Origin of the sequence: Exiguobacterium sp. PFWT01 (assembly GCF_018255795.1) — a bacterium.
Lineage (GTDB): Bacteria > Bacillota > Bacilli > Exiguobacteriales > Exiguobacteriaceae > Exiguobacterium.
Map to the genome: position 1 here is coordinate 2,034,893 of NZ_CP073755.1, position 25,534 is coordinate 2,060,426.

Annotated in this window: 20 protein-coding genes and 1 pseudogene; 6 read left to right on the forward strand and 15 right to left on the reverse strand. The window is 43.3% G+C overall.

The genetic code is table 11. The features are described from left to right. Positions 1–7: 7 nt before the first annotated feature. Genes dptH through dptF form a run of 3 tightly spaced genes read right to left on the reverse strand, consistent with a single transcriptional unit; the run spans position 8 to position 7,779 of the window. Positions 8–4,045, reverse strand: a complete 4,038-nt coding sequence (gene dptH, locus KD909_RS10525) for a DNA phosphorothioation-dependent restriction protein DptH (RefSeq protein ID WP_211781522.1) — start codon at positions 4,043–4,045, stop codon at positions 8–10. Beyond that, entirely contained in the window at positions 4,026–5,435 is a 1,410-nt protein-coding gene (gene dptG / locus KD909_RS10530) for a DNA phosphorothioation-dependent restriction protein DptG (protein WP_211781523.1), read from the reverse strand. The genes dptH and dptG overlap by 20 nt, the downstream gene beginning before the upstream one ends. 22 nt (positions 5,436–5,457) lie before the next feature. Then, complete coding sequence (gene dptF, locus KD909_RS10535; RefSeq protein WP_211781524.1) at positions 5,458–7,779, reverse strand: DNA phosphorothioation-dependent restriction protein DptF; 2,322 nt, start codon at positions 7,777–7,779, stop codon at positions 5,458–5,460. Between the two features lie 111 nt (positions 7,780–7,890). On the opposite strand from dptF, the gene KD909_RS10540 reads away from it, so the two are divergent. From KD909_RS10540 to KD909_RS10555, 4 genes are read left to right on the forward strand one after another with little or no spacing between them, the layout of a single operon-like run. Further along, entirely contained in the window at positions 7,891–9,279 is a 1,389-nt protein-coding gene (locus tag KD909_RS10540; RefSeq protein ID WP_211781525.1) for a DNA phosphorothioation system restriction enzyme, read from the forward strand. Positions 9,280–9,299: 20 nt separating this feature from the next. Then, positions 9,300–9,488, forward strand: coding sequence for a hypothetical protein (locus KD909_RS10545; RefSeq protein ID WP_041917995.1), 189 nt, complete (start codon positions 9,300–9,302; stop codon positions 9,486–9,488). Between the two features lies 1 nt (position 9,489). After that, positions 9,490–11,508, forward strand: a complete 2,019-nt coding sequence (locus KD909_RS10550; RefSeq protein ID WP_211781526.1) for an AAA family ATPase — start codon at positions 9,490–9,492, stop codon at positions 11,506–11,508. Further along, positions 11,508–11,972, forward strand: a complete 465-nt coding sequence (locus KD909_RS10555; RefSeq protein WP_015881057.1) for a hypothetical protein — start codon at positions 11,508–11,510, stop codon at positions 11,970–11,972. The genes KD909_RS10550 and KD909_RS10555 overlap by 1 nt, the downstream gene beginning before the upstream one ends. Positions 11,973–12,016: 44 nt before the next feature. On the opposite strand, the gene KD909_RS10560 is transcribed toward KD909_RS10555, so the two are convergent. Continuing rightward, positions 12,017–12,337 carry a nucleoside triphosphate pyrophosphohydrolase gene (locus KD909_RS10560; RefSeq protein WP_211781527.1) on the reverse strand — a complete coding sequence of 107 codons (321 nt, stop codon included), beginning with the start codon at positions 12,335–12,337 and terminating at the stop codon, positions 12,017–12,019. A gap of 12 nt (positions 12,338–12,349) precedes the next feature. Then, on the reverse strand, positions 12,350–12,553 hold the full coding sequence (locus KD909_RS10565) for a hypothetical protein (protein WP_015881055.1): 204 nt from the start codon (positions 12,551–12,553) through the stop codon (positions 12,350–12,352). A 152-nt stretch (positions 12,554–12,705) separates the two neighbouring features. Here KD909_RS10565 and KD909_RS10570 point away from each other — a divergent pair, with 152 nt between their 5' ends. Together KD909_RS10570 and KD909_RS10575 are read left to right on the forward strand one after the other, a co-directional pair. Next, the gene (locus KD909_RS10570; protein ID WP_211781528.1) at positions 12,706–13,398 is read left to right on the forward strand and encodes an ABC transporter ATP-binding protein; all 693 of its coding nucleotides are present in this window, start codon (positions 12,706–12,708) and stop codon (positions 13,396–13,398) included. Then, positions 13,391–16,615, forward strand: a complete 3,225-nt coding sequence (locus KD909_RS10575) for an FtsX-like permease family protein (RefSeq protein ID WP_211781529.1) — start codon at positions 13,391–13,393, stop codon at positions 16,613–16,615. Before KD909_RS10570 ends, KD909_RS10575 begins: the two co-directional genes overlap by 8 nt. A gap of 38 nt (positions 16,616–16,653) precedes the next feature. Here the strand turns inward: KD909_RS10575 and KD909_RS10580 are convergent, their stop codons facing one another. The 10 genes and pseudogenes from KD909_RS10580 to zapA all read right to left on the reverse strand — a co-directional run bounded on the left by KD909_RS10580 (position 16,654) and on the right by zapA (position 25,433). Next, positions 16,654–17,118 (reverse strand): hypothetical protein, encoded by a 465-nt coding sequence (locus KD909_RS10580; RefSeq protein WP_211781530.1) that lies wholly within the window; start codon positions 17,116–17,118, stop codon positions 16,654–16,656. A gap of 33 nt (positions 17,119–17,151) precedes the next feature. Next, a complete protein-coding gene (locus KD909_RS10585; protein ID WP_211781531.1) occupies positions 17,152–17,322 on the reverse strand; it encodes a hypothetical protein in 171 nt (56 codons plus the stop codon). A gap of 255 nt (positions 17,323–17,577) precedes the next feature. Further along, complete coding sequence (tnpB, locus tag KD909_RS10590; protein WP_211781532.1) at positions 17,578–18,666, reverse strand: IS200/IS605 family element RNA-guided endonuclease TnpB; 1,089 nt, start codon at positions 18,664–18,666, stop codon at positions 17,578–17,580. Between the two features lie 286 nt (positions 18,667–18,952). After that, positions 18,953–19,270, reverse strand: a complete 318-nt coding sequence (locus tag KD909_RS10595) for a hypothetical protein (RefSeq protein ID WP_211781533.1) — start codon at positions 19,268–19,270, stop codon at positions 18,953–18,955. A gap of 44 nt (positions 19,271–19,314) precedes the next feature. Continuing rightward, positions 19,315–19,770, reverse strand: a pseudogene (locus KD909_RS10600) (GNAT family N-acetyltransferase); the annotation flags it as partial. Positions 19,771–20,111: 341 nt separating this feature from the next. After that, on the reverse strand, positions 20,112–20,522 hold the full coding sequence (locus tag KD909_RS10605) for a DUF350 domain-containing protein (protein WP_211781534.1): 411 nt from the start codon (positions 20,520–20,522) through the stop codon (positions 20,112–20,114). 12 nt (positions 20,523–20,534) lie between these two features. Next, positions 20,535–22,889, reverse strand: coding sequence for an endonuclease MutS2 (locus KD909_RS10610; RefSeq protein WP_211781535.1), 2,355 nt, complete (start codon positions 22,887–22,889; stop codon positions 20,535–20,537). 15 nt (positions 22,890–22,904) lie between these two features. After that, positions 22,905–24,599: a DNA polymerase/3'-5' exonuclease PolX gene (polX, locus tag KD909_RS10615; RefSeq protein WP_211781536.1), complete on the reverse strand. Its 1,695-nt coding sequence runs from the start codon at positions 24,597–24,599 to the stop codon at positions 22,905–22,907. Positions 24,600–24,666: 67 nt separating this feature from the next. Next, positions 24,667–25,203, reverse strand: coding sequence for a CvpA family protein (locus tag KD909_RS10620; protein WP_031421319.1), 537 nt, complete (start codon positions 25,201–25,203; stop codon positions 24,667–24,669). Between the two features lie 8 nt (positions 25,204–25,211). Continuing rightward, positions 25,212–25,433, reverse strand: a complete 222-nt coding sequence (gene zapA / locus KD909_RS10625) for a cell division protein ZapA (protein WP_015881047.1) — start codon at positions 25,431–25,433, stop codon at positions 25,212–25,214. Between the last annotated feature and the right edge of the window lie 101 nt (positions 25,434–25,534).

Sequence of the window (25,534 nt, forward strand, 5' to 3'; positions counted from 1 at the left end):
TTTAAGTTCAAATATTATTAATTTTGAAGGATTCAAGCATTTCTTCTCTTGGAATATCCTTTTTCCCATCTACAATAGATTGTCGGATTTCTTCAATCGAATACGATCCACCACTTATACCATACTGCTCTGGTAAATTAAGCAACAGAATATCGTCTTCAACGCGTTCAATAGACGAAGTTGTTTCTTCTGTTCTAAATGAAACGACAACACCTTTATTAAAGTACTCGGTTAATTCATTCGAAATTTCATAATCGCCCTTCATCAGTCTTTCGATAACGGAAAGTCTTTCCTGTTCAAAGTCATAATTTTGTTTTCTCTCGCTCCACAACTTTCCTTCAAATAGTTTTTTAGCATTTGCTAAGAAAAGATGTGCAAAGAACATACGATAGTATTGTTGAGAGAATGTAGTTTCTGCTTCCCCCACACCTAATTCTAAATCAAAGAGAGCTTTCGTTCGAACAACTTGGTTTCTAGCTTTATCTATGACATTACTCAAGTTTCTACCGATTTTTACTTCAATTGGATAGAAGTGCATTTTTAACTTACCGTCCGTTTCCTGCATCCCAATCAACAGTAAATCATCTGAGTAACTACCTGACTTACCTAACGCTTTCACAGTGAAAGGTGAATTCGCGTGGTTTAACCCAATTGCTTTCGCCACTCGTAAAATTTCCTCAAGAGAGATTGGGACCCAAGTAATATCATCGGTTGAAAACATCGCCAATGAATATTTAACGGCTGCCAATAAGCTGAATTTTTCACGACTCTTATGCACGTTACGAGCTGTTTCATTACTTAAACCTTGTTGAATCATTGAAAGTAGCCATTCTCCGTTGATCACATTGAACGTTTGAATGATTTCTTTAATACTCTCATCTGTATTCAAATCCGGTTTTTCATGATTCAAGTAATCTTTAATCACTGCCTGATATTGTGCTGTTTTCTTCGTAACCGTAATAGCATCATATCGGTAAGAAGAAGATTGATCATTATAATGAATGATAATTAATTCATTATCCGGGTTTCCTTGCTTAGAAGAAAAATAGCCTAAGTCGACAGTAGGTTCGATTAATGTAACCCAGTGTGAACTTTCATAGATATTTTGTAACTTATAACTATCGCGTGCATCTGTAATACTAGCTAGTGCTGTTACGCCATGTGCAAATGAGCTACTCCCGTTATCTTTCATGTGTACGTTCAATTCATTAAATGATTTGGCACATCGTAATAACAAGTCTTCTTCCTCAATTGCATAACCTCGAAGACCAAACCCCATACTAAACTGACCATCTTTGACTGTCGGTGCAAGTGTCGAATACAAACCATTCATGGCATTACCACTCTTGATATACTCCATTTTGTCTGTGATTACTTGTTCTTCACCACTCATCTTATAGAAACTAATATGAGCATATTCAAAATCATTAGAAGATTTATTTTGAATGTGGTAGTGATTAATCAGCGACTGAATTTTCTCCGCTACTTCTTGCGGGGAGAGAATGAAGTTTTTCGGAATGAGTGCGTACAGATATTCGAACTGTTCCCAGTCATCTTCCATGAAATCTTTTGCAGCAAATCGATCGAAAGCACTTCTATATCGACCTGAATCAGAATAAAGTTTCACTTCTACGGGGATTACTATATCTCGATTTTTCTCATAACTATTCTTTAATTGACGGAACATCCATTCAACTATACCTTTCAGTACCATCTCATCATTACGAATTTCAATTACATTTAAATAAAGTGGTGCTCTAGCGATTTGATTTGTCTGATTAAAGAGTGACGTAAAATGATCGACAAACTGATTTAGCTTTTCTTTGACTACTTCAGATAAAAAGCGGTCCGCTTCAGCCACGACAACCTCTTCTTTTACTCGATACACCATCCACTCTGGCAAATCTGATTGGGATTCTGCCTTGTAAGTTTTACCTTCAAACCATAGATATGGGGCTAATGCATCGGCTCGTAGACGTTTCAGTACACTTTCCGAGATTTCCTCTTCTCCAAGTTGCGTATTAAGTTCTAATTGAAATGCAACATTAATCGGATGGAATGGAGTAAAGTAAACAATTTGCTCTTTTTGATTATATAAGACACCTAATTTTAAGATTGAATGCCCCACTTCAAACAATCGATCTGCTTCTTGAATCGATTCAATCGCTTTTACATACGCTTGAACATAATTTAAAGCAACTCGTTTGTATTCATCATCCCAGTAAGCCAACATGGGTACAGTTTTTTTAATCTTGAAGTGGTTTAAGAACAGATTATACGCTTCTCTTAATTCATAATATGCTTTAAACTCCAATTCAATAGGACTGAGGACGCCTGCCGAAAGAACAGCAGTTTGCATACTTTGATTGACCCATTCCATTTCGTAGTCCAAGAATTCTTTATACTCGTTTTGGGGATAGTAAATTTGATTCTTCAAAATCAATTTCTCATCCGCACTCAGTACAATTGATGCTCGCTTCTCACGTTTTTCTTTATACAACCGTATATTCGGAATCGGATGCGGTTTTGATGCATCGACACTTAATTTAATATTAATTGGTTGCGACTCTCCCACAACTAGCTGCATAAACTGATCGTCTTCAAACAAATCCTGATCAAAATGATACGTAATATTAGGCTCCTCGGATACTTTAACGAGAGCTTGATCTTGATAAATTGGTTCTTGTGAGCCGTCACCTAAGCGTAATTCACCTTCTTTATTGCCTAGTGTCAAATACTCAGTACCGTTCCCAGTTAAACGCTTCACTTCATAAGTTCCCGCATAATCCTTAAGAACTTCATTAGAGAATGGGAAAATCATAATATTTAGCTCTGAATATAATGTACTTTCATTTTTTACTTTGTACTTTATAGTACATTGCGCAGTATTTTGAACTTGATTTGAAGTTAGTGTCAAATAAAGATTGTTTGTCTTCACATTTGAAGTTACTTCAAGTAAAGGATTACAATACTCAATTTTGACTTGCGACTGTTCTAAGCTTTTCCGAACACCCTTACCCTCAATAAGATATTTAAACTTTAGATTAATTTCTCTTTCATGAGAAGGATTAAAAATTGCAATGTAACGTATGCGTTTTCCTGTCTTTGTCATTTTATGTGGCCGATCCCAAACCACTACCGAGGAATGCTCATTAACTTTTGTAACTTCATCAAGCTCAAATACTTTTTTATTCTTTTCTGCTTTGAGTTTAATTACTTCTTGCAATGTTAATTCATTCCAATGATCATGTTTAAGTTTATTGACACCTTGCTCGTTAAACTTTTTCGGTAATTGCGCCTCAGTCGTTTCATTAAAATGACTCTCTTGTACAAATTCATATAAATCTCGGTTCTCACGAAGTCGTTCACGAATCTCTTTTTTGGATGACGTTTGGATAAACGAATCAAGCTCCTGGTCGTGGAAGAACCTTAACTTTAGAAAATCTTTCTTTGAAAGTTCTGTTTTTTGCATGAGAGAAAGAATTTCTTCAAAATCAAAGAATGATACCCCTTTAAACGAGTTGAACTCTTCTTCGATTTCCTTCAAGTGAAAATTAATCACTTCAACCAATGCACCTTTATTGTCCGATATTTGCTTCAATTCATGCTTAAGTTCTTCTAAAATCTTTTGAGGATTTAACGGCATCCCTTCTTTTTGAAGATTTGCTCCACCACCATCAATACTATCAAGTTGCCCGTGATAAATAACAAGCAATGAGCGATTTAAACCTTCAGCTTCTTGTTCACTAACTAAATTTCGAAGTTTAACGAAGAAGTCAGGTTGAATTCCTTCGCTTTGAGTAGCAATGATTAACTCACTTGTCCCATAGTCAATCGTAAACGTTTCATATTCAGTAACTCCGTTTAATTTATATTCAAAAGCTTTAACCTGATCTTTTGCTTCCTTCTCGAGATATTCCTTTAAATATTGAACATGGCTCTCTTCTTCGAGTTGCAAATAATACTTATCTCCAGGCTTAGGCGTGTTTACTAAAAAATGGCCATTTATTTTTTTCGTTACATACTCATAAAATTGGTTTGACATACTGCGCCTCCCCACTATCGCTCTTCTTATCTATAACATTAATTTTTTCTAGTAGTTGTAAAAGGGCAGTTGATGATTCGTTATCAAAGTTGATGCCTCTTTTACTTAATCTTTCTAATAGTTCTACAAATGTAATTCGGTCATTTTTACAACTCACAGCGCACATCAGAATTAACATCTCCTGGTTCAGAGACAATACATATCCAAGACGCCCACGACGCTTCGTAAAGTGCGATTTAGCAATATTTTTTGCATGATCTCCATAACGAGACTGCGCTTCTTTCGGAGTCGTCAGTTTCATCGCATTGAATAGTTGTTTAACTGCTTCGTTGAAAGTTTGACTATCATTCACATTGCTCTCTAAACCTGCATAAGTAAGAATTCGTTCAGTTTGCAAATCAATATCTTTCAAAAATTGAACCTGATCTGTATCACTAAGCATAGTGAAATGTTGAAAAATTTCATCATATGTCATGATTTTTGATTTCTCATTCTCTAATGATTGGTTAACAGAGTTACAACTCAACTGAGCCATCGTCAACTCATGAACAAATAAATTTTCACTCGCACTCGTCAACAGTCCCATCCCCGAGTTCATCGTTTTTCTTCTTGAAGTAACAGTCGTCTCGTTATGAATTGTGTAGTACATTTTCGATGGATGGTTCCAGTTAGACGTCTCAAAGTTATTAATTTTCACTGTTGTTTGAGAAACAATATAGTGTAGGTAATACTTTAATAAATTATTAATTTCTTTCAAAAAGTATTGAGGATGCTCAGCTAAATAGACAAAATCTTCTCCTAATAGTTTTATTGGTAATGAAGAATAAAGAGCATGCTCGGCTTTATATTCTTTGTTCGTTAGACTCGGTAATAAATTTACAATCATCTTGTCTAACAGAGTTTCATTTTGGCCTGCTTTAAAAACCTGTTTAATCTTTTCGATTTCTCCTTCATCTAACGCATGTTGCGTCAAATCCGCTAGAAAAGTACCCAACTTCTTTTTCGTTGCAGGATTGCCTTGGATGTACATGAACATACTTGGATGAGTAACGTTCAACCCTCCATCCCGTTGTAACAGTAATTCACTAAAGAAAGTATGAATTTCATCTTCATGCTCAGGTTGATTCTCGACTCGCTCTAGTACACCTTCTAACAGATAATCCGTATTGAAAGACTTAGCTGACAGTTCTACATTCAGAAGTCTTCTAGAATAAGCACCGATTTCCTTTTCCCAATCGGAAAGAGCGTTTTTAATTGAATCGCTCTTTCCTGTTGTGAAAGGGAGTATTTGATAAAAATTCGAAGTTTGTCGCTTCGTTATTTTTTTCCGACTTTTGTCTAAGACAATAACTTGTTTTTCATCGAAAATTTTCTCTGGTAATAATCTCATTATTTACACCCGCTTTCACAACTTACATTTTACTAAATACGATTTTTTCTTCATTACTAAATGGATCTGCTTCTTGTTTTAAAACGAAGGTTTCTCCAGTTTGGACAACATAAATCAACACTTCTTCGTTATTTGTATTATGTGTACGAATCGCATTTGCGAATTCACTGAATCGAATGGCATCGTCGAAATCAATCTTAGAAGGTTGATATCCTTTATCTATTTTTGAAATTAAACTGAACATCTTATAATCGATTTCTAGCTTAATTCTTTGTTTGCGCTCACCCACTACAAATTGAATGAATAAGGAGTTTCTAAATTGAACCACTTGCTCTTCATTTTTTATCGCCATACTGATTGGATCCAATGTAAAACTAACTGGTTTTGCTATACGATAACGCTTTGAAATTTTTGCATTCGAATCAAACAAATAATTTTTTTGATCTTTTTTAAATCCAAACCATAACATAAGTGCATTCTCAAATTTCTCGTAGAGAGTTTTAAGTTCATATTTTTGACCAGTGTAATAAGCAAATAGATATTTTGAGAATGATTCAATCGTTGTCTGTGTAATGTTCATTTCTCTCGGGTTAGACAAATAGAGTAGTCTTAGTAATGATTGTGTGTACTCGTTAACCAATTCACGATCTAATAGATCAAGTTCATATGTTTGACGAGTCAATTCGTCAAATCTAGAGATAAATCCACTCACATCTGACTCTAAATTGATTTGAAGAATGATTTCATCTATCTCTTTGGAACGAGAAGCAACCGGATCTTCATTTCTTAGCATGATTGATATAGGTGAGTCATTCTGAGCTGTAAATATTTTTTGATGAAGGCCATGTATAAGTAACGTCTCAAGTACAATTTTTTGTTTACTAATATTTGTCCAATTTCCTGGAATCATAATTTCGTATATTAAGTTAAAAAATTGGCGCATAGATAAAACTGCTTTTTCTTTTAAAAGAGAACTTGCGATGATGTTTACGAAGTTGCGTTTCACTTGTTGATTACCCATAAGTAAAAAATTGCGATGGATAATCGAATCGATCCCTCTCTTTACATCTTCTTGATAGGCCAAATAAAATGGGTTTTCTTCATTTTGATTGAACATTTTTGATAGAATACCCATTAAGAAATTCGATTCTACTCCGCCTTTAGTAAGTTCATACATTGGATAATCTGAGAAACTGACCATTGAAAAATGATCATTTTGCGTTGCTTGGGAGATCTCATTCTCAAAAATACCTGATTGCTCAATATATGAAATCAATGAATTGAACGTGTAATGATTATCGAATGAACTCACGAAGTCATATAAAAATTTATGTAATACCCCTAAGTTGATCGCCAGTACAAACTCTTCCGAACCTTCATTCAGGTGCTGATCGGAAAATGGAATTAATTTTTCAAGTAAAGTCTCCATTGCAGTCTTACGAGGAGAAAGACTTTCTGTCGCATCATTCCAAATTTTATTTTTATATCGATTCATCAGTTCAGGTTCTGCCGATTGAAGATGTGAAAGAATATGCGATTTTCCATCCCCTACACTACCAATTAATAGCGTTAATCGTTTTTGGGCAGGTTGCTGAAGCATCTGAATTAATTTCTTTTCGATCGGGCGTTCTACGTGTAAATACTGCTTTAATGAACTCAATGGGAGTTCTGCACTTTCAACCGCCTCTTTTGAAGATTCATTTAATCTTGACATCAGGTTATACAAATAGCTTTCGCCATCTGTTTCAATTTGAGGTAAGAAATCAAATAGCTTATTTGTTTCTTTTTTCTCTCCCACGATTCTTTTTTCAATAGGATCTTCTTTTGTTGAAGCAGAACTGAGCGCTTTTAATTTTTCTTCTAGTTGCGCTTCCAAGATTTTTAGAATATCATCATGCCCTCGATCACTGTTCTTTTCAGCTGGATGAGTCGGTGGAGCGTATCTAGGTATAGATGGTGGGTTTTCATAACTAAGGACATAAGACTCAACAATGTTATATAAACTCGACCAGATTTTCGGTAGAATTTCATGCGCCTCTTTAGTGAACAATTCATGTGCAGCACTGTTTCCGTTTCTTCGAACGTAATGAAGATCCGAAGCCAATTCGCGGTCGATGATTTCTTCAGACTGTAACAAACGAATGTTATCATTTAAGTTGTATGTATTTTGCAAACCACTTACTTCTAGCCATTCATTCACGATTGCTTCAATCATTTTTCTGGCATTTAGAAGAGCAAAATCTGTTTCTTTAGAATAATATTTATCTTCTACAATCTGGGCCAACTCTTCCGCTTTTGGATTAATTGGTTTTAGAAATGAGAAAAAGTATTCCATGTTATTCATTCCTTTCAATCACCTTGATAACTTTTTTATTAACTATATTCTTTATTATATCTATAATAAGGGTATATGGTAGGTTTTACCTACTCCTATATATGATAAAGGAGCTATTATATGGATTCAAGAATTCTATTCCCTTCTTTACCAAAATGGTTCATTCCACGAGACTATCAATTGGAAGCTATACAAAAGTGGTCTGAAAACGACTACCGCGGTTTACTAGAGATGGCTACGGGTACTGGAAAAACATTAACTGCTCTCACAGCCATAACAAAACGGTATGAAGAAACGAATCGGTTAGCAATCATCATTTTATGTCCTTATCAACATTTAGTAGATCAATGGGCGAAGGATGCTGAATCCTTTGGGATGAATCCAGTTCTATGCTATGGTTCAAAATCTCAATGGACATCAATTCTATCCGGAAAAATCACTCAATATAATTTTAAAATACAAAATTTTATGTGTGTAATCACTACGAATAGCACATTTAAAAATGCTAATTTCCAAGCTCAACTTAATCGAATTACGGATGGCGGGATGATTGTTGCCGATGAGGCGCATAATTTAGGTACAAAGCAATCGCTTCAATCGCTTCCTACAGCTTTTAAAAATCGATTAGCACTTAGTGCAACTCCAATACGACACCATGATGGTAGCGGAACCGAACAGTTATTAAATTATTTTGGTGGGTCAATATATAAGTTTACTTTGGAAGAAGCGATTAAAAAAGGGTTTTTAACAAAGTATTATTACTACCCACACCTAGTCTCCCTCACAGAAGATGAACTGGAAATTTATCATGAGCTTACGAATAAAATTTCAAAATTGGTTAATCTATCTGACCAACAATCAATTGAATCGACCGGAAATACTACTGGGCTACTTGAAATGTTGTTAATTAAGCGCGCTCGATTAATTAATTCAGCTCAGCAAAAAGATATTTTGTTAAAGAAACAACTGAGTATGCAAGAAACTCTTGACCACACTATAGTGTATTGCGGAGACCATTCTATAGAGGACCAACGTCATGTAGATCATATTACACAATTTTTAAACGAAGATTTGAACATATCAGCGAAAACTTTTACCTCAACTGAATCGAAAGAACTTCGACAGATTCTGTTAAAAGAGTTTTCAGAGAACGCGATTCAAGCGCTTGTTGCTATCCGATGTCTAGATGAAGGAGTAGATGTTCCTTCTGCTGAGACTGCTTATATTTTGGCTAGCACAACCAATCCAAAAGAGTTCATTCAACGTCGTGGACGAATTTTACGTAAACATCCTGGAAAAGAATATGCGTATATTCATGATTACATTGTCATTCCACGTCCTTTGACAGAAATTGATTTACTAACTGACAAAGAATTTAATATTGAACGCCGGTTATTGATGAATGAGTTAAAAAGGGTAAATGAGTTCGCATCAATATCTGAAAATCATTATCAAGCACTACAAGTTTTAAATCCTATAAAAGAGGCATTTAATCTAGTCGATCTATAACCAATTGAGAGGTGAACATGATGAGTCAAAACCATTCAAACAGCGAAAATGATGTATATGCACTGTTAAGCGAGTTATCCGAAACAGAACAACAAATTCTACAAAATATCATTCGCTTAGAAAAAGACTATTTAGATAAAGAAGGTTCATTCACTGCTGCGCAATTACCTGATGAATTTTCTAAATTAATCAAAAAGGAGTTTATCTGACATGATTCTCAAGCAAGTAATCATTGAAAACTTCCGTCAATATTATGGGCAGAATACGATTGAATTTGCACACGGATCAAGCAAAAATGTTACTGTCATCCACGGTGAAAATGGAAGCGGTAAAACAGCATTACTTACAGCTTTGATTTGGGGATTTTATGGACGAGAACTAAAATTACCGAATCCTGAGTCTATTTTTAATAATAAAGCTGTTCAAGAAAACACAAACAATAAAAATGACTTAATCACAGCGGTACAAATTAAATTTGAACATAACGATTATGAATACGAACTACGTCGTATGTTATACGCAAAGTTTGATTCTGAGCACAATATGCTTAATTTGCCAAAGAATAAAACAATCAATCAAAAAGTTGAATTGACTAAACGGAATGTAGCTACAAATCAATCTACTAAAATTAGAGATATCTCATACGAAATTAATCGCATTTTGCCGTATAAATTGCATACGTTCTTCTTCTTTGACGGTGAACGAATGGACCATTTAGGAAAGAAAGAAGCTTATTCGGAAATTCGTGATTCCATTAAGAGAATGATGGGATTGGAGTTATTCGATAACTCTATTGAACATTTAAGTAAAACTATAATTAAACTTCGCGACGAAGTATCTAAAAATGTAAAGAGTGAATTGAGCGACAAGTACTTGCGCATAAATCAACTTGAAGATGAAAAAATAAAGAAGAAACAGCAACTTACTGAAACAAGACAAGAACTTTCGGCTGCCCAAAGTGAATTGAAAAGTATTGAAAATGCTTTACGTAACGGTGAAGAAACGAGAACCTTTCAAGTCACACGTGATCACTTAGTTGAGTCAATTAAAGAAACGAAAAATGCATTTGATGAGAAATTAAATGAGTTGAGAATCCTACTTTCCCGCTCAAGTCACTTAGCTTTTTCAACCTTACCAATGAAAAGATTCCAGCGCATTGCATCTACAAATGACCAGGATTCAATTGAAAAATTGATTCATCCTGATTTGATTCCTTCTTTAATGTCGAAAGGGAAATGTTTGTGTGGACAAGAACTTGAGACAACATCAATTGCTTCATTAGAAAAAGTTCAGCAAGAGGTCTTAAATTTATCGAGTTCAAAAAATGAAATGAATCAACTTTATTTCCGCTTAAGTGGTTGGGAAGTTGCTAGAACTCATTTTTACACAGAAATCAGACGACTCGTTAGTGAACGTGAAGAATTGAGAGAAAACCTTAGAGGATTGGAAGACGAGTTACGAGAAATTGAGGAACGTATGAAAGCAAGTTCACGCAATATCGAAAATTCATCCAATTTAATCGAGAGAGAATCCTCGATTCGAACTGCAATCGTTAAAGCAGAGGCTGCTATAGAAAGTTTACTTCGATCAATTGAGGAAATTTCAAAAGAAGAAGAGTTATTAAATAAAGAGGTTAGTAAACTGACTAAAGCAGAAGAAAGACAATTAAAACTTCAACTTGCTCTAGAGTCTGCTACGAAAGTGAAAAACACTTTGATTGGGCTTTTAAAGCTCAGAGAATCCCAAGTAAAAACCGAATTAGAAGAAAAAATCAAACTAACCTATTCTCAGTTATTACGAAAAGACTATCCAATCTCACTTACTGATAATTACGAACTTCTCGTTTCAGATGTAAACGGAGGAAGTATTGGTTTATCTCAGGGAGAATCACAGATTACAAGTCTTGCTTTCATCGGTGCTATTGTAGATTTAACTAGGGAGTACAAAGACAAAGAAAAAGGTCACGCGTTAGATGAAGATTTAAAACTCGGAAATATTTTTCCACTTGTAATGGATTCTCCGTTTGGAGCACTCGATGCAGACCATCGTTCTCGCGTTGCAACAAATTTACCAAAATTATCAGATCAAATTGTTGTGATTGTATCTACTTCACAATGGCGTGGAGAAGTGGATGAAGCCATTAATCATCGGATTGGAAAATCATATAAATTACTCAACCATACAAATGAAGGCACTGGGGAATATACGGAAATTATGGAGGTAATGTAATGGCAAAACGTTCCGTGCGTCGAGATAGTACACAAGATCATATGTATACAGCGTTAAAAGAAGACGCTCAACTTTTTGAAACCTATAAAGATGCTTTCATGGCAGCATTATTGTTCGGTTATAGCAATGAACGAAGAAAAAAAGTAAAACCCGGTCCTGAAATTTTACTTGGCATTTTTTCAGAACAAGATTTGCAATTCATGAAATTGATCATGCATTTAGAAAATACATTTGAACGTTTTTCAATCGAGAATGATTCTGAGGATGAGTCAGATGTGACACTCGAGAACTATGATATTATCGAGGAATACGCTGCTGGCGGATTAGATGCTCTTTATCAAGAGTTAGAAATGTTCTTAACCGACCCTGAGTCGGCGCAAAATGCTTACTTAGATTTAATGCTTAAATATGAACAAAAAGAATTCAATACCGAAGATTTAATCAATGAACTTCCATTTAATTAATAAAAATTGCCTACAAATTCTCACTCATTTGTAGGCGATTTTTATTAGTCCAATACCTCTTCCAAAAACAGACCTTTCTCAAATCCGCCCTTTTGCTCACGTTTTTTTGCTCGAAACGATTCCATTTCTTCGAATGAGGCACCGTGCATCTTACCAAGAGCATACGCTAGTTCTAAAATATCAACCAATTCTTCCAAACATTCTTCGTCAATATTGGCATCTTCATACTCTTTCAACTCTTCGTATAGTTTCAATCTAGCATTTTCAAACTTCTCTGTTTGATTTAAATGTTTAATAATAACTCGTCTCCCGTCTGCCTGAATTAATTCAGGCACTCGATCACGCACCAGCTTATTATATCTCACTTTCGATACCTCCTACTCCACCACCTCAAACGCCTTCACATACGCCACATGATCCAACATCACAATCAACTCGTCCTCAAACTGAACGAATCCATCGCTCGCATGTCGAAACGCTTGAAAGATCGACTCCAATGCCTCATATCGCGTATCCGCCTCCACCATATACGTCAGCACTTCTTCATTGATTAAATGGAATTCAATTTCGAATGATTTCATCTTCTCTCCTCCTCACTCTTCTATACCCGTTCCCCGTTCGAAAAAAATACAGCTATACATTGGAATCTTTTTCCTATAATCTAAAATAGTCAGAATATTACGTCCTCTTACATATTTTCACTATATCATAATTAAAGGAGAGAATTTACGGTATGGCCTATCACTTTACATGCGAACACTTAACAAAACGGTTTGATACGGGTGACGTCAAAACAGTCGCCTTACAGGACATCAACCTCCGCTTCGAACACGGTGATTTCATCTCCATCATCGGACCATCTGGGTCTGGGAAATCAACGCTCCTCAGTCTGATTGGTACACTCGACCGTCCGACAGAAGGCACGTTGCTCTTCAACGATGAACCCATCTCTACGCTCTCTGCGAAACAACTCGCGGACTTCCGATTCGAGAACATCGGTTTCATCTTCCAACAGTTCCACTTGATTCCGACACTGACGGCGCTTGAGAACATCATGTCCCCGCTCTTCGGACGAAAAGTCGATTACGACGTCCATGACCGTGCGCTCGAACTGTTGAAAGAGGTCGGTCTCGCTGACAAGGTCGATTCGTTACCGTCCCAATTGTCCGGCGGTCAGCAACAACGTGTCGCCGTCGCCCGCGCCCTCATCCACCGTCCGAAATGGCTCCTCGCAGATGAGCCGACGGGGAACCTCGATACACACACGGGGGACGTCATTTTTGATCTATTAATCCGCTTGAATCGCGAGAACGGATGTGGCGTCCTCTTCGTCACCCATGACCCGGAACTCGCCGACCGGGCCAACCGAAAAATCGAGATGCGCGACGGGCAGGTCGTCGCCATGAGCGACGTCCATCATGCTTAAGTTCATTTGGAATTCATGGTGGCGGAATAAAGAACGGTTCATCCTGCTCATGGTCGGGATGCTCATCGTCAGTACCGGGCTCAGCTATCTTCTCGGCGTGACGCAGGCGAATAACGGAACGGTCGTCAACGAGCTACAAAAGCGTTGGGACTCGTCGTATCACATCGTCGTCCGTCCAGAAGGCAGCCGGAGCGTAACGGAAGATTTGAACTTGCTCGAGCCGAACTATATGAGCGGACTCGAAGGCGGGATCACGCGCGAACAGTACGAGACAATCCAACAGATTGCCGACATCGATGTCGCAGCACCGATCGCCATGATCGGATCGACTTATTCGAGCTCGTTCACCCAAACGCATACGTTTGATAAAGCGGGTCTCTATCGCCTCAAGATGAACACACTCATCGATACGGGCATTGAAAAAATCAATGACTTCCAAGACTTGAAAGCCTACTTTTGGGTCGGCTGGATGCCAAACGGCGATACTACCCATATTGGCATCGGTCCGACCGCCCTGTATGAAGAATTTCCACTCGATTACGGAAGCGATGTCATGCTCGCCGGGATTGATCCGGTCGCCGAAGCGAAACTCGTTGGGTTAGACGATGCCGTACAAGCGACAGAGTTCAGTCGTTACTTCAATGAAGAGGATGTCCCAGAGCCTTACGATGAAGAAGTCATGACAATCCCGATTTTGATGAGTACAAAAGACTACGTCGATGCCTCAATCAACTACACCATCGAAGAAGTCGATGCCGATACGAGCGACGCAGAAAAATTCATCAATACGTATTTAGAGAACGGAAAAGAGGAATACCTGGATAGCTTGAAAGGGACAAAAGTCGCCTCATACGACTTTACAGCACAACAAATGCACGACAACATCACGAAACATATTTTAGAAGGAAAACCACAGCCACAAGATCCTCGTCTTACCATGGAATATACGTGGATTGCCGAGAAGGCATCACCGCTCGTCTATGAAGGCGTGACGAGCCCGTTCCCGAAACGTTGGCCATATTCGTATCAAATCAAGCCGTTCCTCGCTGAGGGTCAAGTGAAGTATGGCCAAGAAAGTATGTATCGCAAGTCCAATTTATACGCGGAAGACATTAACGATGCGCCGAAAGTGAGATATAACTACGTCGGACTATTCGACCCATCGAAACTGAAGTTGTCAAAAGATCCGTTGACGGAACTCCCGATGGAGACGTATTTCCCGGCAAGCGCCGAATGGGTCATGAACTCGAAGGATGAGCCGGTCAACCCACCGACGACCGTCAAACCGACGAATAACCCGTATAGCTTCTTGACGAAGCCACCTTCGATGTTGACGACACTCGATGCGGCGTTCGCCATCGCCGGTGACAAGGCCATCTCGGCCATTCGCGTCAATGTGAAAGGCGTGGACGTCTTGAACGAAGAGAGCGAAGCGAAGCTCCAAGCGGTCGCGAAGGAGATCGAAGACAAGACCGGTCTCATCACCGACGTCACGCTCGGCTCATCTCCACAATATGCCGTCACCTATCTCCCTGGTTTAAAAGGAGAAAGTTCGCTCGGTTGGATTCAGCAGCCATGGATTAAAATCGGGTCGTCGATCACGATTTTCCAAGAAGCGAAACTCGGCTTCTCCGGTGTCGTCGCGAGCGTCATCCTCGTCGCGATGCTGTACGTGTTCAGCTCGAACATCATCATGCTGTACGCTCGTAAGAAAGAGTTTGCCATCCTCTTGTCACTCGGTTGGCGGCCGAGTCAGCTGTCGAAACTGTTATTCTTAGAAGCCACGATCCTCGGGTCGATGGTCGCGCTCATCTCGTGGATGATTCTCGGAACGTTCCTTTGGACGGCGGCCGGCTCGACTTCGATTACCCGTATCTTATTGATCGGGCTAGCCGGTCTCTTGATTTACTGGCTCGGGACACTCATCCCGATTCGACTCGTCCGTCGCATCAAGCCATATGAAACGATGCAGTCTGGTGAAGTCTCAAAAGGACGACGTCTCGGCCGCTCTCGCTCGAGCGTCGGCATGAGCTTGAACCAACTCGTGACGTATTGGCCACGGACGTTGTTGTCGATTCTCGCCATCGCCTTACCGACGAGTCTGTTCGGCTTCTTCTTGTTCGTCACGTTCCGCCTCCAAGGCGTCTTGTATACGACGTGGATCGGAGAGTTCGTGGCACTTGAAGTCGGGACGATGCATTACGTCGCCATGGGGGTCGCCTTACTCATTGCGATGCTGACGACGACCGAGATCATGTGGCAAAACGTCTCTGAACGAAAACCACAACTCGCCGTTTTAAAAGCGCTCGGTTGGCAGAACACGTCCATCCGTCGTCTCGTCTTGACAGAAGGTGCGTTGACCGGGTTCTTCGCCGGACTACTCGGTGTGACGTTCACCATCATCATCGTCACGATCATGTATCAACAGTTCCCGACGTCAGAGCTACCATTCTTGTTTGCGACCATCCTCATCCCGGTCGTGACAGGGGTCTTAGGTGCACTGCTTCCGGCTGAACGTGCCGTACGCATCACACCGGCTGAAGCGATTGGTGGGCATGTCGTCAACCAAAAGCAAGTCGAGAAACGATTCCGCTTCGTCCTCGGGACGACGGCGACGGCACTCGTCGTTGGGATCATCAGCTTGTTCGTCTTCACGTCACCAGAAGTAAAACCGGTCACGGAAGAGGCGAAAGCGACACCAGCACCGACCGCACAGACGACGGGTGCGAAACAGGCTGATTTAAAATCAGATAAACCAAAAGAAGCCAAAGCCACCACACCGAAAGAAGATGACCTTCAAAAAATCATGAACCTCGGCACGTTCCAAACGTTTATCGGGGATCCAAAAATGAAGAAACGTGAGTTCCAAGTGGGTGAACCTGTGTACGCTTCTCCGGATGGGACCGAACCGGAAGATGGCAAACGATTCGTCAGCCTACCGATTTCTCTTTTTAATGAAGATGATCAGTATGGTGGCACGATGGATTATCGACCAAACGGTTTCCGCATGTACACGCCAGATGGCACAGAGTACAGTCCGGTCGACATGGTCAACCATAACAAGAAAGCATTTCGGGGTGGATTCATTTACACACCAGGCGAGAAATCTGAAATCGATTTGGTCTTCCTCGTCCCGGAAAAAGAGAAGACGCTCGTCTTGTATGCGTCAAGCAGCGCCATGCCGAAAGTGTATACCGTCAAAATTGACGTGCCGTAAACGAAACAACGTCGCCCCGAGTCGGGACGACGTTGTTTTTATTCGGCTTCTTTCACGATTTCGACACGTACTCCTGTGTCCCCGACTTTTCCTAGGTTTTCTACGGTCGGGTCTTCATACGCCAACACATGAAACTCCTGCTCGATCGTACGGATGACATAATGCGCGAGCGCGCCACGGTTACGGTTCACCGGATGAATCGCCATCCGTTCACTGGCGAATGACATCAGGCGTGATGCGGATAGTTTTACAATCGGATGCTCGTTCCATAACCCATCTTCTTTCATTCCGTGCTCTTCTTGTGTCCCTAAAAAGACGGCGTACTGTTCGAAGCGAATTCGGATGCGGTCGCGCTCGGCATCCCATGTAAGGAGCATCGTCGGATTCGCCGCTCCATAAAACGTCCACTCTAACGGATAATACGCCTCATTCTTCATCTGAAACGATTCCATGTCGAGTACGTAGCGTTCGGTCGACATCAAGTAGTGTAAGTCTAGATTCATGAATGATCCCCTCCTAGAACATACAATATCTCCTTATATGACTTCCCCGTCATTACGTGATCCCTCATCAATTTCTACAAATTCTGCTTCGATGATTTCAAGATTTTCACGCTTGACTGCTTCCACACTTTCAATAAACTCTGCTTCCGTCATGTTGACGCCTTCTTCTAGCGTATTGATGAGACGATTGCCCATCTTCGTCATCGATGAGTACGTGATTCCTCCTGCAATGACAACACCTGCGAGCGGGATTTTGTATTGCTCGCTGGAGTATCAGCGTTCTTTTACTATTGGATTTCCTTACAACTAAAGCGAAGAAAATGTCATATTTCCTAAAAGTGAACTACTCGCCACTTATTTGCTTCACAAATTGAAGGGGGAGCTTCTTGGGAAGACCGTGCTCCTACCAGCCACGGTTATGGACCAAGCTCGTCGGGCAGTCCCTGCCCTGAATGGTTGTCAGTCGGCCAACATCAACAGGTTGATGCTCGCGTTGATGTCACGGTCATGATGCGCGCCACAGGCACACGTCCATTCACGGACATCCATCGTCTTCTTCTCGCCTTTTGCTCCGCAAGTGGAACAGATCTGGGTCGATGCGAACCATTGATCTGCTTTGATAAGCGTCCGTCCGTAGAACTTGCATTTGTATTCTAGCTGTCGGACGAACTCGTACCAACTGACATCTGCAATCGATTTGGCGACCTTGTGGTTTTGCATCATGTCCTTCGACTTCAATGTCTCCACGACGATGACTTGGTTCTCGTCAACGATCCGTCTCGACAGTTTGTGAAGGAAGTCCTTGCGTTGGTTGGCGATCTTTTCGTGTTTCTTGGCCAAAAGTAATTTGGCCTTTTCACGATTCTTGCTTCCGATCTTCTTGCGTGACAGCGCGCGTTGCGCCTTCTTGACATTTTCTTCGGACTTATGAAGGACACGTGGGTTTTCGATCTTCTCCGAGACCATCGCGTCGTTCGTCATGACGGCGAAGTGCTCCAGGCCGAGATCGATCACGACCTTGTTCTCGGCTGGGATCCATGGTTCATCGTCCTGTTCGACGAGGATGGAGATGAAGAACTTGCCCGTCCTCGTCATCGACACCGTCGCCGACTTAATGATTCCCTCGAACGGGCGATGTTGGCTGAACCGCACGAACCCGACCTTCGTCAGTCGGACCTTGCCCGCCTCGATACGGATCGTGCCGTGCTGGTTGTTCGTCGTGTAGGAGGCGCGCGACCGCCGTCTCGATTTGAACACCGGGAAGCCGCCCGTCCCGGCGAAGAACTTCGCGAACGCCGTGTCGAGGTTCAGCTTCGCGTTCGCGAGCGCGAGGCTGTCCGCCTCGGCGAGGAACGGGAACAGGGGCTTGTAGGAGGCGGGTGTCGCCGGTTTCCGTCTCAATCCGCTCCCCGCCTTCGCCTCCTCGCGGATGGCGATGCGGTCCTCGAGCAGCTTGTTGTAGATGAACCGGGCGCAGCCGATCGTCTTGATGAGGAACTCTTCCTGTGCCGGCGTCGGGTGGAGCCTGTATGTATAGCCTTTCAGCATGTCCGTCCCTCCTCCCCTCAGAAGATCGTGATGTGTCCTCCTCATCCGATACCCACGGAGGGGGAGGGAGAATCTGACGGAATCACGAACCTTTGTTCGTCACATCTGTCACAGGGGGAGAAGAGTTTTGGACCGGGCGATTCATCCCCCACCTACGCCGGGCTTCGCCCCGAGACGCTTAGAGGAGGGAGAATTCTCGCCTACTTCTGTTAAAAAATTCAAATGACTCCGGAATAATTACTGGAGTCACTTGATTTTTTTGATGGTGCGTCTTAATTTCTCTTTTTCATCCTTGGGACTGCCGTTTTTGAAAAGCAAAGATTGCCAGTAATAATGCCGCCAGTTCGAGTGGATAGTAAAGTAGAATCGAGACGTCAATGACAGCATCTTCCGGTGTCGTTTCTTGTACGTACAGATAGCCTGGGAGCAGTGCAAGGAATCCAATCACCATCAACCCTGCGCCAATCCAAAGACTCTGCCTTGAAAATTTAGCCATCGCCCAGTAGATCAGAACCAATACGAACAATTCTCCAAATAACACGAACCTCAATGCCGTATCGCTGAGAAATACGCTTGAAAAATTCAAAATAATTTGTGTAAGCATTTTCATCTCTCCTTCTCAAATACGTAGTAAACGATCTACCGTACTCAAATATAATGAATCAGCCTCATCCGTTGACCGTTTAACACCACTTCTTCTTTATTTACTCGTCGGAATCCATTATGCGTCAAGATTTTTTGCGAGGCGAAGTTCCCGTCCGTCGTTTTTGCTTTGACTTTATCGATATAAAGTTTCTGGCAATGATTAAGCAACAATCGAACCGCCTCTTTCGCAATCCCTCTTCCCGTATGAACTTGACCGATTCGGTAACCGAGTTGCGCGCTTTTCTCGATCAGACTCCGGTCAACAAGATTGATTCGACCGAGAATCGATCCGGTTTCGTTTTTAATCAAGAAAAAGACGGAATTACCTTCCTTTTGCTCCTGCAAGAGAGCCGCATGCCGTTCCCGAAAGATGTCCGGCACATAGTAATCATCTCCACGTGACTTAATCGACTGCTCGAAATAACGTCGGTTGTCACATTCAAATGCGTATAACTCATCGGCATCGCTAAGCTTTTAACTGAATTCTCATACGGACTCCTCTTCATGAAGATTTAATGATAGTTTGTCCATTCTTCCTTTTGATGGAACGACTGACCCGGGACTGGTACTGATTTATGTATTGTATTCGTGCTCTTACTTCTTATTCCTTTTTAAACTCCTAATTGCCCCTTTAAGTTTCCATACATTTTATATTCAAGGTACCTGAAATCAAAAAAAGGGAGGACCCGAACGGATTCTCCCTCTTCCCTCAATAAAACATATACCAGAGTGCCGCTGCCAATAAGAACAGCCCGGCCCCGATAAACAAGATCTTAGCCAATCGTTCGTATACCATGTCTTCACCTCACCAATGCCGCGCCGACGACGAGGGAGACCCCAATCGACAGCAAGAATGCCAACAACCCGACGGCGATATTCCCTTGTTGAATCTCGTCGTTCACCTTCAGTGTCGGTGTCAAAAATTCAAACAACCAGTATGTCGCGAGGAGCAAAATGAATCCGAAACCACCCCCGACGAAGATGTCGATCGTGCTCTCATGATGGCTCTCGACGACACGGAAGACGTTGGCGAGACCGACAATCTTCCCGCCTGTCGCTAAGGCGACGGCAATATTTCCTTTTTGAATCTCACGCCAGTTGCTGTATGGCGTCGTCACCTCGAAGATGGCAAGACCGACGATAATCATCAGTCCCGCCATCGAATAGAGGCCGAACGACTCCAGCATAACGGCAAACGTAATCGTACCCATTCCCGACTCCCCTTACTTCAGTTCGACGACCGTGACACCGAGTCCACCTTCACCCATTCCTCCTGGGCGCTGGCTCTTCACGTGACGATGTCCTTTTAAAAATTCTTGTGTCGCCTGACGCATCGCTCCGGTACCTAATCCGTGGATGATGCGGACGTTATCATAGCCCGACACGAGTGCTTCATCGATATACTTGTCTAGACGCATGAGTCCCTCTTCGACACGAACGCCACGGAGGTCGAGCTCGGACTTCGTCGAGCTCTGACGTTTGAGCGAGCTGCCTTTCGACTGAAGCGACTTCTCTTTCGATGGACCGATCTTCTGAAGGTCGTCCGCTTTAACGTTCACTTTCATGATGCCAACTTGGACGTTATACTCATTGTCATTGATTTGTTTCACGATATAGCCTTTTTGATTGAACGTCGTCACTTTCACTTCTTCGCCCTTACTAAACGTACGTTTCTGCTGGGCTTTTTGTTTCACTTTTTGGATCTTTTTCTCTTGAAGCGTCGGTTTTGCCGATTCGAGCTCTTTCTTCGCCGCGATAATCTCGTGCTCTTTGACGATTCCTTGCTCTCGGAGTTTCTTCAAGCGGTCGATGACTTCGTTCGCCTGACGCTTCGCCTGCTCGACGGCCTTCTCGGCTTTCGCCTCGGCCGCGCTGTACAAGTTATCGCGCTCGCGCTCGAATTCGGTCATCTTCGCCTCGAACGCCGCCTGCTCTTCTTCGAAGTCATGGCGCTTGACGATGAGCTCTTGCTCGAGCTGCTCGGCGCGTTGTTTCGCTGCTTCAAGCTCATTGATCATCGATTCGACTGATTCTGCATCACTACCGACGTGGCTACGTGCCTTGTCGATGACTTGCTCAGACAGTCCGAGACGACGACTGATCTCGAAGGCGTTCGAGCGACCCGGTACGCCAATCAAGAGACGGTACGTCGGGCTGAGCGATTCGATATCAAACTCCATCGAGGCGTTCATGACACCTTCGCGGTTATAAGCGTATGCCTTTAGTTCCGAGTAGTGTGTCGTCGCAGCGACACGTGCCCCGCGACGCTTCACTTCATCGAGAATCGCGATGGCAAGGGCAGCCCCTTCTTGTGGATCCGTCCCGGCACCGAGCTCATCGAAGAGGACGAGAGACATGAAGTCGATCTTGTCGAGCATGCCGACGATGTTCGTCATATGCGAGCTGAACGTCGAGAGACTCTGTTCGATCGATTGCTCATCCCCGATATCGGCATAGACCGCGTCAAACACGGAAAGCTCCGTCCCGAACTCTGCTGGTACGTAGAGACCTGACTGCACCATCAACTGAAGGAGTCCAATCGTCTTCAACGTAACGGTCTTCCCGCCGGTGTTCGGTCCGGTGATGACGAGTGATGTGTAGTCTTCCCCGAGCTCGATCGTAATCGGCACGACCTCATCTTTCGGGATGAACGGATGACGTGCCTGTTTCAATTTGATTTCTCGATTGTCATTCAACTTCGGCTCGGTCGCTTTCATTTCTTGTCCGTAAGCGACTTTCGCAAAGATAAAGTCGAGTTCGGCCAACACGTCGAGGTTCGTCATGATGGCATCATGTACCCCACCGACCTCGTTTGAGAGGGCACTTAAAATCCGCTCGATCTCAGCACGTTCTTTCAGACGAACTTCTTGAATCTCGTTATTGATGGAGACGATGGCCTGCGGCTCGATGAAGAGCGTCTGGCCAGAAGCTGATTGGTCATGGACGATCCCGCCGAACGCCTGGCGGTACTCTTGTTTGACAGGCACGACATAGCGATCGTTCCGGATTGTGACGATGGCGTCCGAGAGCATCTTCGCATTGTTACGGAGGATGTTGTCGATGCGTGACCGGACACTCCCTTCAAAGCTCCGGAGCTGTGTCCGAAGTCCACGGAGTTGTGGACTCGCGGAATCTTGGACCGTCCCTTGGTCGTCAATCGCATGACGAATCGCCTGTTCGACCTCGATGAGCTTCGTCAACTTATCCGCATACTCGTCAAGGCGTGGAATGCGAATCTCTTCGTTATCCTCATGAAGCTTCTCAAAGAAGTTCTTCACTTGGCGTCCGCCATACATGACGGCGGCGACGGCGAGCAATTCGCTCGTCGAGAGGACCGAGCCGATCGCGGCCCGTTTCACTTCCGCACGGACATCCGTGAGGCCACCGAGCGGCAGACGGTCACGGAGACGAACGACCTCGGTCGCCTCTTTCGTCACGTTCAAATTCGAGAGCACCCGGTCGTATGAGTAGTCGGGTTGCATCTTCAGCGCCAAATCTTTTCCGAGCGAGCTCGCCGCGTGACCGGCAAGCTGTTGACGCAATTTTTCATATTCTAATACGCGTAACGCGTGGTCCATCTAGCATGTTCCTTTCTATCGCTTCGCCGCAAAGAACGCCTTGGCGTCTTCAAACGTGAAGCAGTTGATAATATCTGATGGTTCGAGATAGGCTTTCCGTGCGTGCAACACACCGAGGGCCATGTCTTCCATCATATCTGGGTGATGCGTGTCCGTGTTGATCATCACTTTGACGCCCGCTGCTTTCGCTTTCTTCAGCGTAGAAGCTGTCAGGTCGAGGCGGTTCGGGTTGGCGTTCAACTCGAGCGCCGTCCCTGTCTCTTTAGCGAGTGCGATCAGCTTGTCCTCGTCAATCGGATAACCGTCCCGACGACCGATGAGTCGACCTGTTGGGTGGGCGATCACGTTGACGTACGGAGAACGGCAGGCGTTCTCCAGACGAGCCATGATTTCGTCGACCGATTGGTCCATCTTCGAATGGATGGAAGCGACGACGTAGTCGAGCGTCTCTAGAAACTCGGGTTCATAGTCGAGCGTCCCGTCAGGACGGATGTCCATCTCGACGCCTCGCAACACGTTCATATCATGTGTCTTCGCGGCCTCGCGGATTTCTTCCCCCTGTGCTTCGAGTCGTTCCTCGGTCAAGCCATTGACGAACGTCAAATACTTCCCGTGGTCGGTGATGGCCATCCATTCATAGCCGCGATTTTTCATCGCCACGACAATTTCGTCGACGGTCAACTTCCCGTCCGACCAGACCGTGTGCATGTGCGCGTCAGCCTTGATGTCTTCGAGCGTGACGAGCTTCGATAAGTCGTGCTCGAACTCTGCATGCCCCTCCCGAAGTTCAGGCGGGATGAATGGGAGACCATACCGTTCGAACAGTTCTTCTTCGGTTTCCGGTTGCCACAATCCGTCTGCTGTCTCGACCCCATATTCGGAAATGGACTCTCCTTTTGCTTTCGCAAGTTGACGCATGCGGACGTTGTGGTCTTTTGATCCCGTGAAATGGTGAAGCGTCGCAGCGAACGCGCCTGGCTCGACCATACGGAAATCGACCGATACCATCTCTTCACGTTCGAGGACGAGCGAGACTTTCGTCTCGCCTGCCGCAATCACTTCGTTGATGAACGGCAAAGCGAGCAGTTTCTCACGTAGCTCAATCGGCTCCTCGGTCGCGATGATGAAGTCAAGGTCTTTACACGTCTCTTCGGCACGGCGGAAGCTTCCTCCGACCGAATGACGCAAGACGAGCGCTTCCTTCTCTAACACCTCATTGATTTCTTCAACGATTGGTCGCATGACTGCGTAAGCCAATCGTTCCGGACGTGACTCGAGGTTCTTCGCGGCGGCAAGCAATTTCTCCACACTCTTCGCCCCAAAACCGGGTAGCGACGCAGCCGTACCGTCTTCGAGTACACGGATGAGCGACTCCAAGTCGACGACGCCGATTTCACGGAGTTTAGCGAGTTTCTTCCCGCCGAGCCCTTGAATTTTCAAGAGCTTCATCAAACCGAACGGAATCTCTTCTTGCAGTGACTCAAGTACTTCACTGCGTCCTGTGTCTCGATACTCCTCAAGGACTGCCGCCGTCCCTTTCCCGATTCCTGAGATGGACGTCAAGTCGTCGATGTCCTCGAGTTCAAGGTCCGTGTTCTCGAGCGCTGTCGCCGCCTTGCGGAACGCATTGATTTTAAACGGGTTCTCCCCTTTGATCTCCATATATTGCGCGATTTTTTCGAGCAACATCATCGCTTCTACTTTATTCATATGCTTCCCCCTCTTCACACAGAAAAGACCGAGACACAAGCACTAGCTTGCATTCCGGCCTGTCGTGTCACAACATCTTATTTGAAAACCAATCCGATAGATATGGCGTGTCTTGAATGATATATGTCGCTAGCGACGATTTGTCGACGGCGTTTTGAACGCTCGCCATCGGCACGAACGCGATCACCCAAAGGATGAAGAATGTGATGACATATGCCTCGAAGAATCCTAGGACAGCTCCGATCACACCTTTTAATTGGCGCAAAATTGGCAAGTCCGTCAAGAAGTCGAGCATCGCCAAGATGAGATGCAAGACGAGTTTCGTAATGAGGAACAAGACGACGAACCAAAAGACGTTATAAAATGTCATCTCAATCCCTGAAAGGGAATTGAGGTCCAACACGCCACCCGGGAGCGTTCCGTCGAGCTGAGACGGATACGGGATCCACAGCTTGAACGCTTCGGCTAACTCTTTATAGTACGTATTGGCGACGAGAAAACTGATGATGAGCGCGACCCAATGGCCGAGCTGTAGAATCGCGCCACGACGGAAGCCGTTGACGATTCCGATAAACAAGAAAAACAGTATAAGTAGCGTAACCATGGATTGATTTATTCTCCCATATTTCGTTTAGTTTTGACGTGGTCGCTCGCGATTTGAATCGCAGCCAAGACCGCTGCCTGACGAGCATCTAGATGAGGGGATTGTTCACGAATTTCGCGGATCTTACTGTCGACCAAAAAGCCTACTTCCCTCACGTGGTCAGCGGGTTCTTCGCTTACGATCGTATAGTCTTGACCCGCAATGTGAATCGTTGTTCGTTGTAACTGCACGCGCACCCCTCCTTTACGTCTGTCAGAATTAATCATAACATCGTTTTTATATTAGGAAAAGGAGAAGCCCCTTCCCTTGATATGTACAACATTTTCTAATA

What these genes read in the sequence shown, in the direction of transcription:
- dptH (WP_211781522.1), bottom strand. Translation starts at nt 4,045, where the DNA reads ATGTCAAACCAATTTTATGAGTATGTAACGAAAAAAATAAATGGCCAT.
- dptG (WP_211781523.1), bottom strand. Translation starts at nt 5,435, where the DNA reads ATGAGATTATTACCAGAGAAAATTTTCGATGAAAAACAAGTTATTGTC.
- dptF (WP_211781524.1), bottom strand. Translation starts at nt 7,779, where the DNA reads ATGAATAACATGGAATACTTTTTCTCATTTCTAAAACCAATTAATCCA.
- KD909_RS10540 (WP_211781525.1), top strand. Translation starts at nt 7,891, where the DNA reads ATGGATTCAAGAATTCTATTCCCTTCTTTACCAAAATGGTTCATTCCA.
- KD909_RS10545 (WP_041917995.1), top strand. Translation starts at nt 9,300, where the DNA reads ATGAGTCAAAACCATTCAAACAGCGAAAATGATGTATATGCACTGTTA.
- KD909_RS10550 (WP_211781526.1), top strand. Translation starts at nt 9,490, where the DNA reads ATGATTCTCAAGCAAGTAATCATTGAAAACTTCCGTCAATATTATGGG.
- KD909_RS10555 (WP_015881057.1), top strand. Translation starts at nt 11,508, where the DNA reads ATGGCAAAACGTTCCGTGCGTCGAGATAGTACACAAGATCATATGTAT.
- KD909_RS10565 (WP_015881055.1), bottom strand. Translation starts at nt 12,553, where the DNA reads ATGAAATCATTCGAAATTGAATTCCATTTAATCAATGAAGAAGTGCTG.
- KD909_RS10570 (WP_211781528.1), top strand. Translation starts at nt 12,706, where the DNA reads ATGGCCTATCACTTTACATGCGAACACTTAACAAAACGGTTTGATACG.
- KD909_RS10575 (WP_211781529.1), top strand. Translation starts at nt 13,391, where the DNA reads ATGCTTAAGTTCATTTGGAATTCATGGTGGCGGAATAAAGAACGGTTC.
- KD909_RS10580 (WP_211781530.1), bottom strand. Translation starts at nt 17,118, where the DNA reads ATGAATCTAGACTTACACTACTTGATGTCGACCGAACGCTACGTACTC.
- KD909_RS10585 (WP_211781531.1), bottom strand. Translation starts at nt 17,322, where the DNA reads ATGACGAAGATGGGCAATCGTCTCATCAATACGCTAGAAGAAGGCGTC.
- tnpB (WP_211781532.1), bottom strand. Translation starts at nt 18,666, where the DNA reads ATGCTGAAAGGCTATACATACAGGCTCCACCCGACGCCGGCACAGGAA.
- KD909_RS10595 (WP_211781533.1), bottom strand. Translation starts at nt 19,270, where the DNA reads ATGCTTACACAAATTATTTTGAATTTTTCAAGCGTATTTCTCAGCGAT.
- KD909_RS10605 (WP_211781534.1), bottom strand. Translation starts at nt 20,522, where the DNA reads ATGGGTACGATTACGTTTGCCGTTATGCTGGAGTCGTTCGGCCTCTAT.
- KD909_RS10610 (WP_211781535.1), bottom strand. Translation starts at nt 22,889, where the DNA reads ATGGACCACGCGTTACGCGTATTAGAATATGAAAAATTGCGTCAACAG.
- polX (WP_211781536.1), bottom strand. Translation starts at nt 24,599, where the DNA reads ATGAATAAAGTAGAAGCGATGATGTTGCTCGAAAAAATCGCGCAATAT.
- KD909_RS10620 (WP_031421319.1), bottom strand. Translation starts at nt 25,203, where the DNA reads ATGGTTACGCTACTTATACTGTTTTTCTTGTTTATCGGAATCGTCAAC.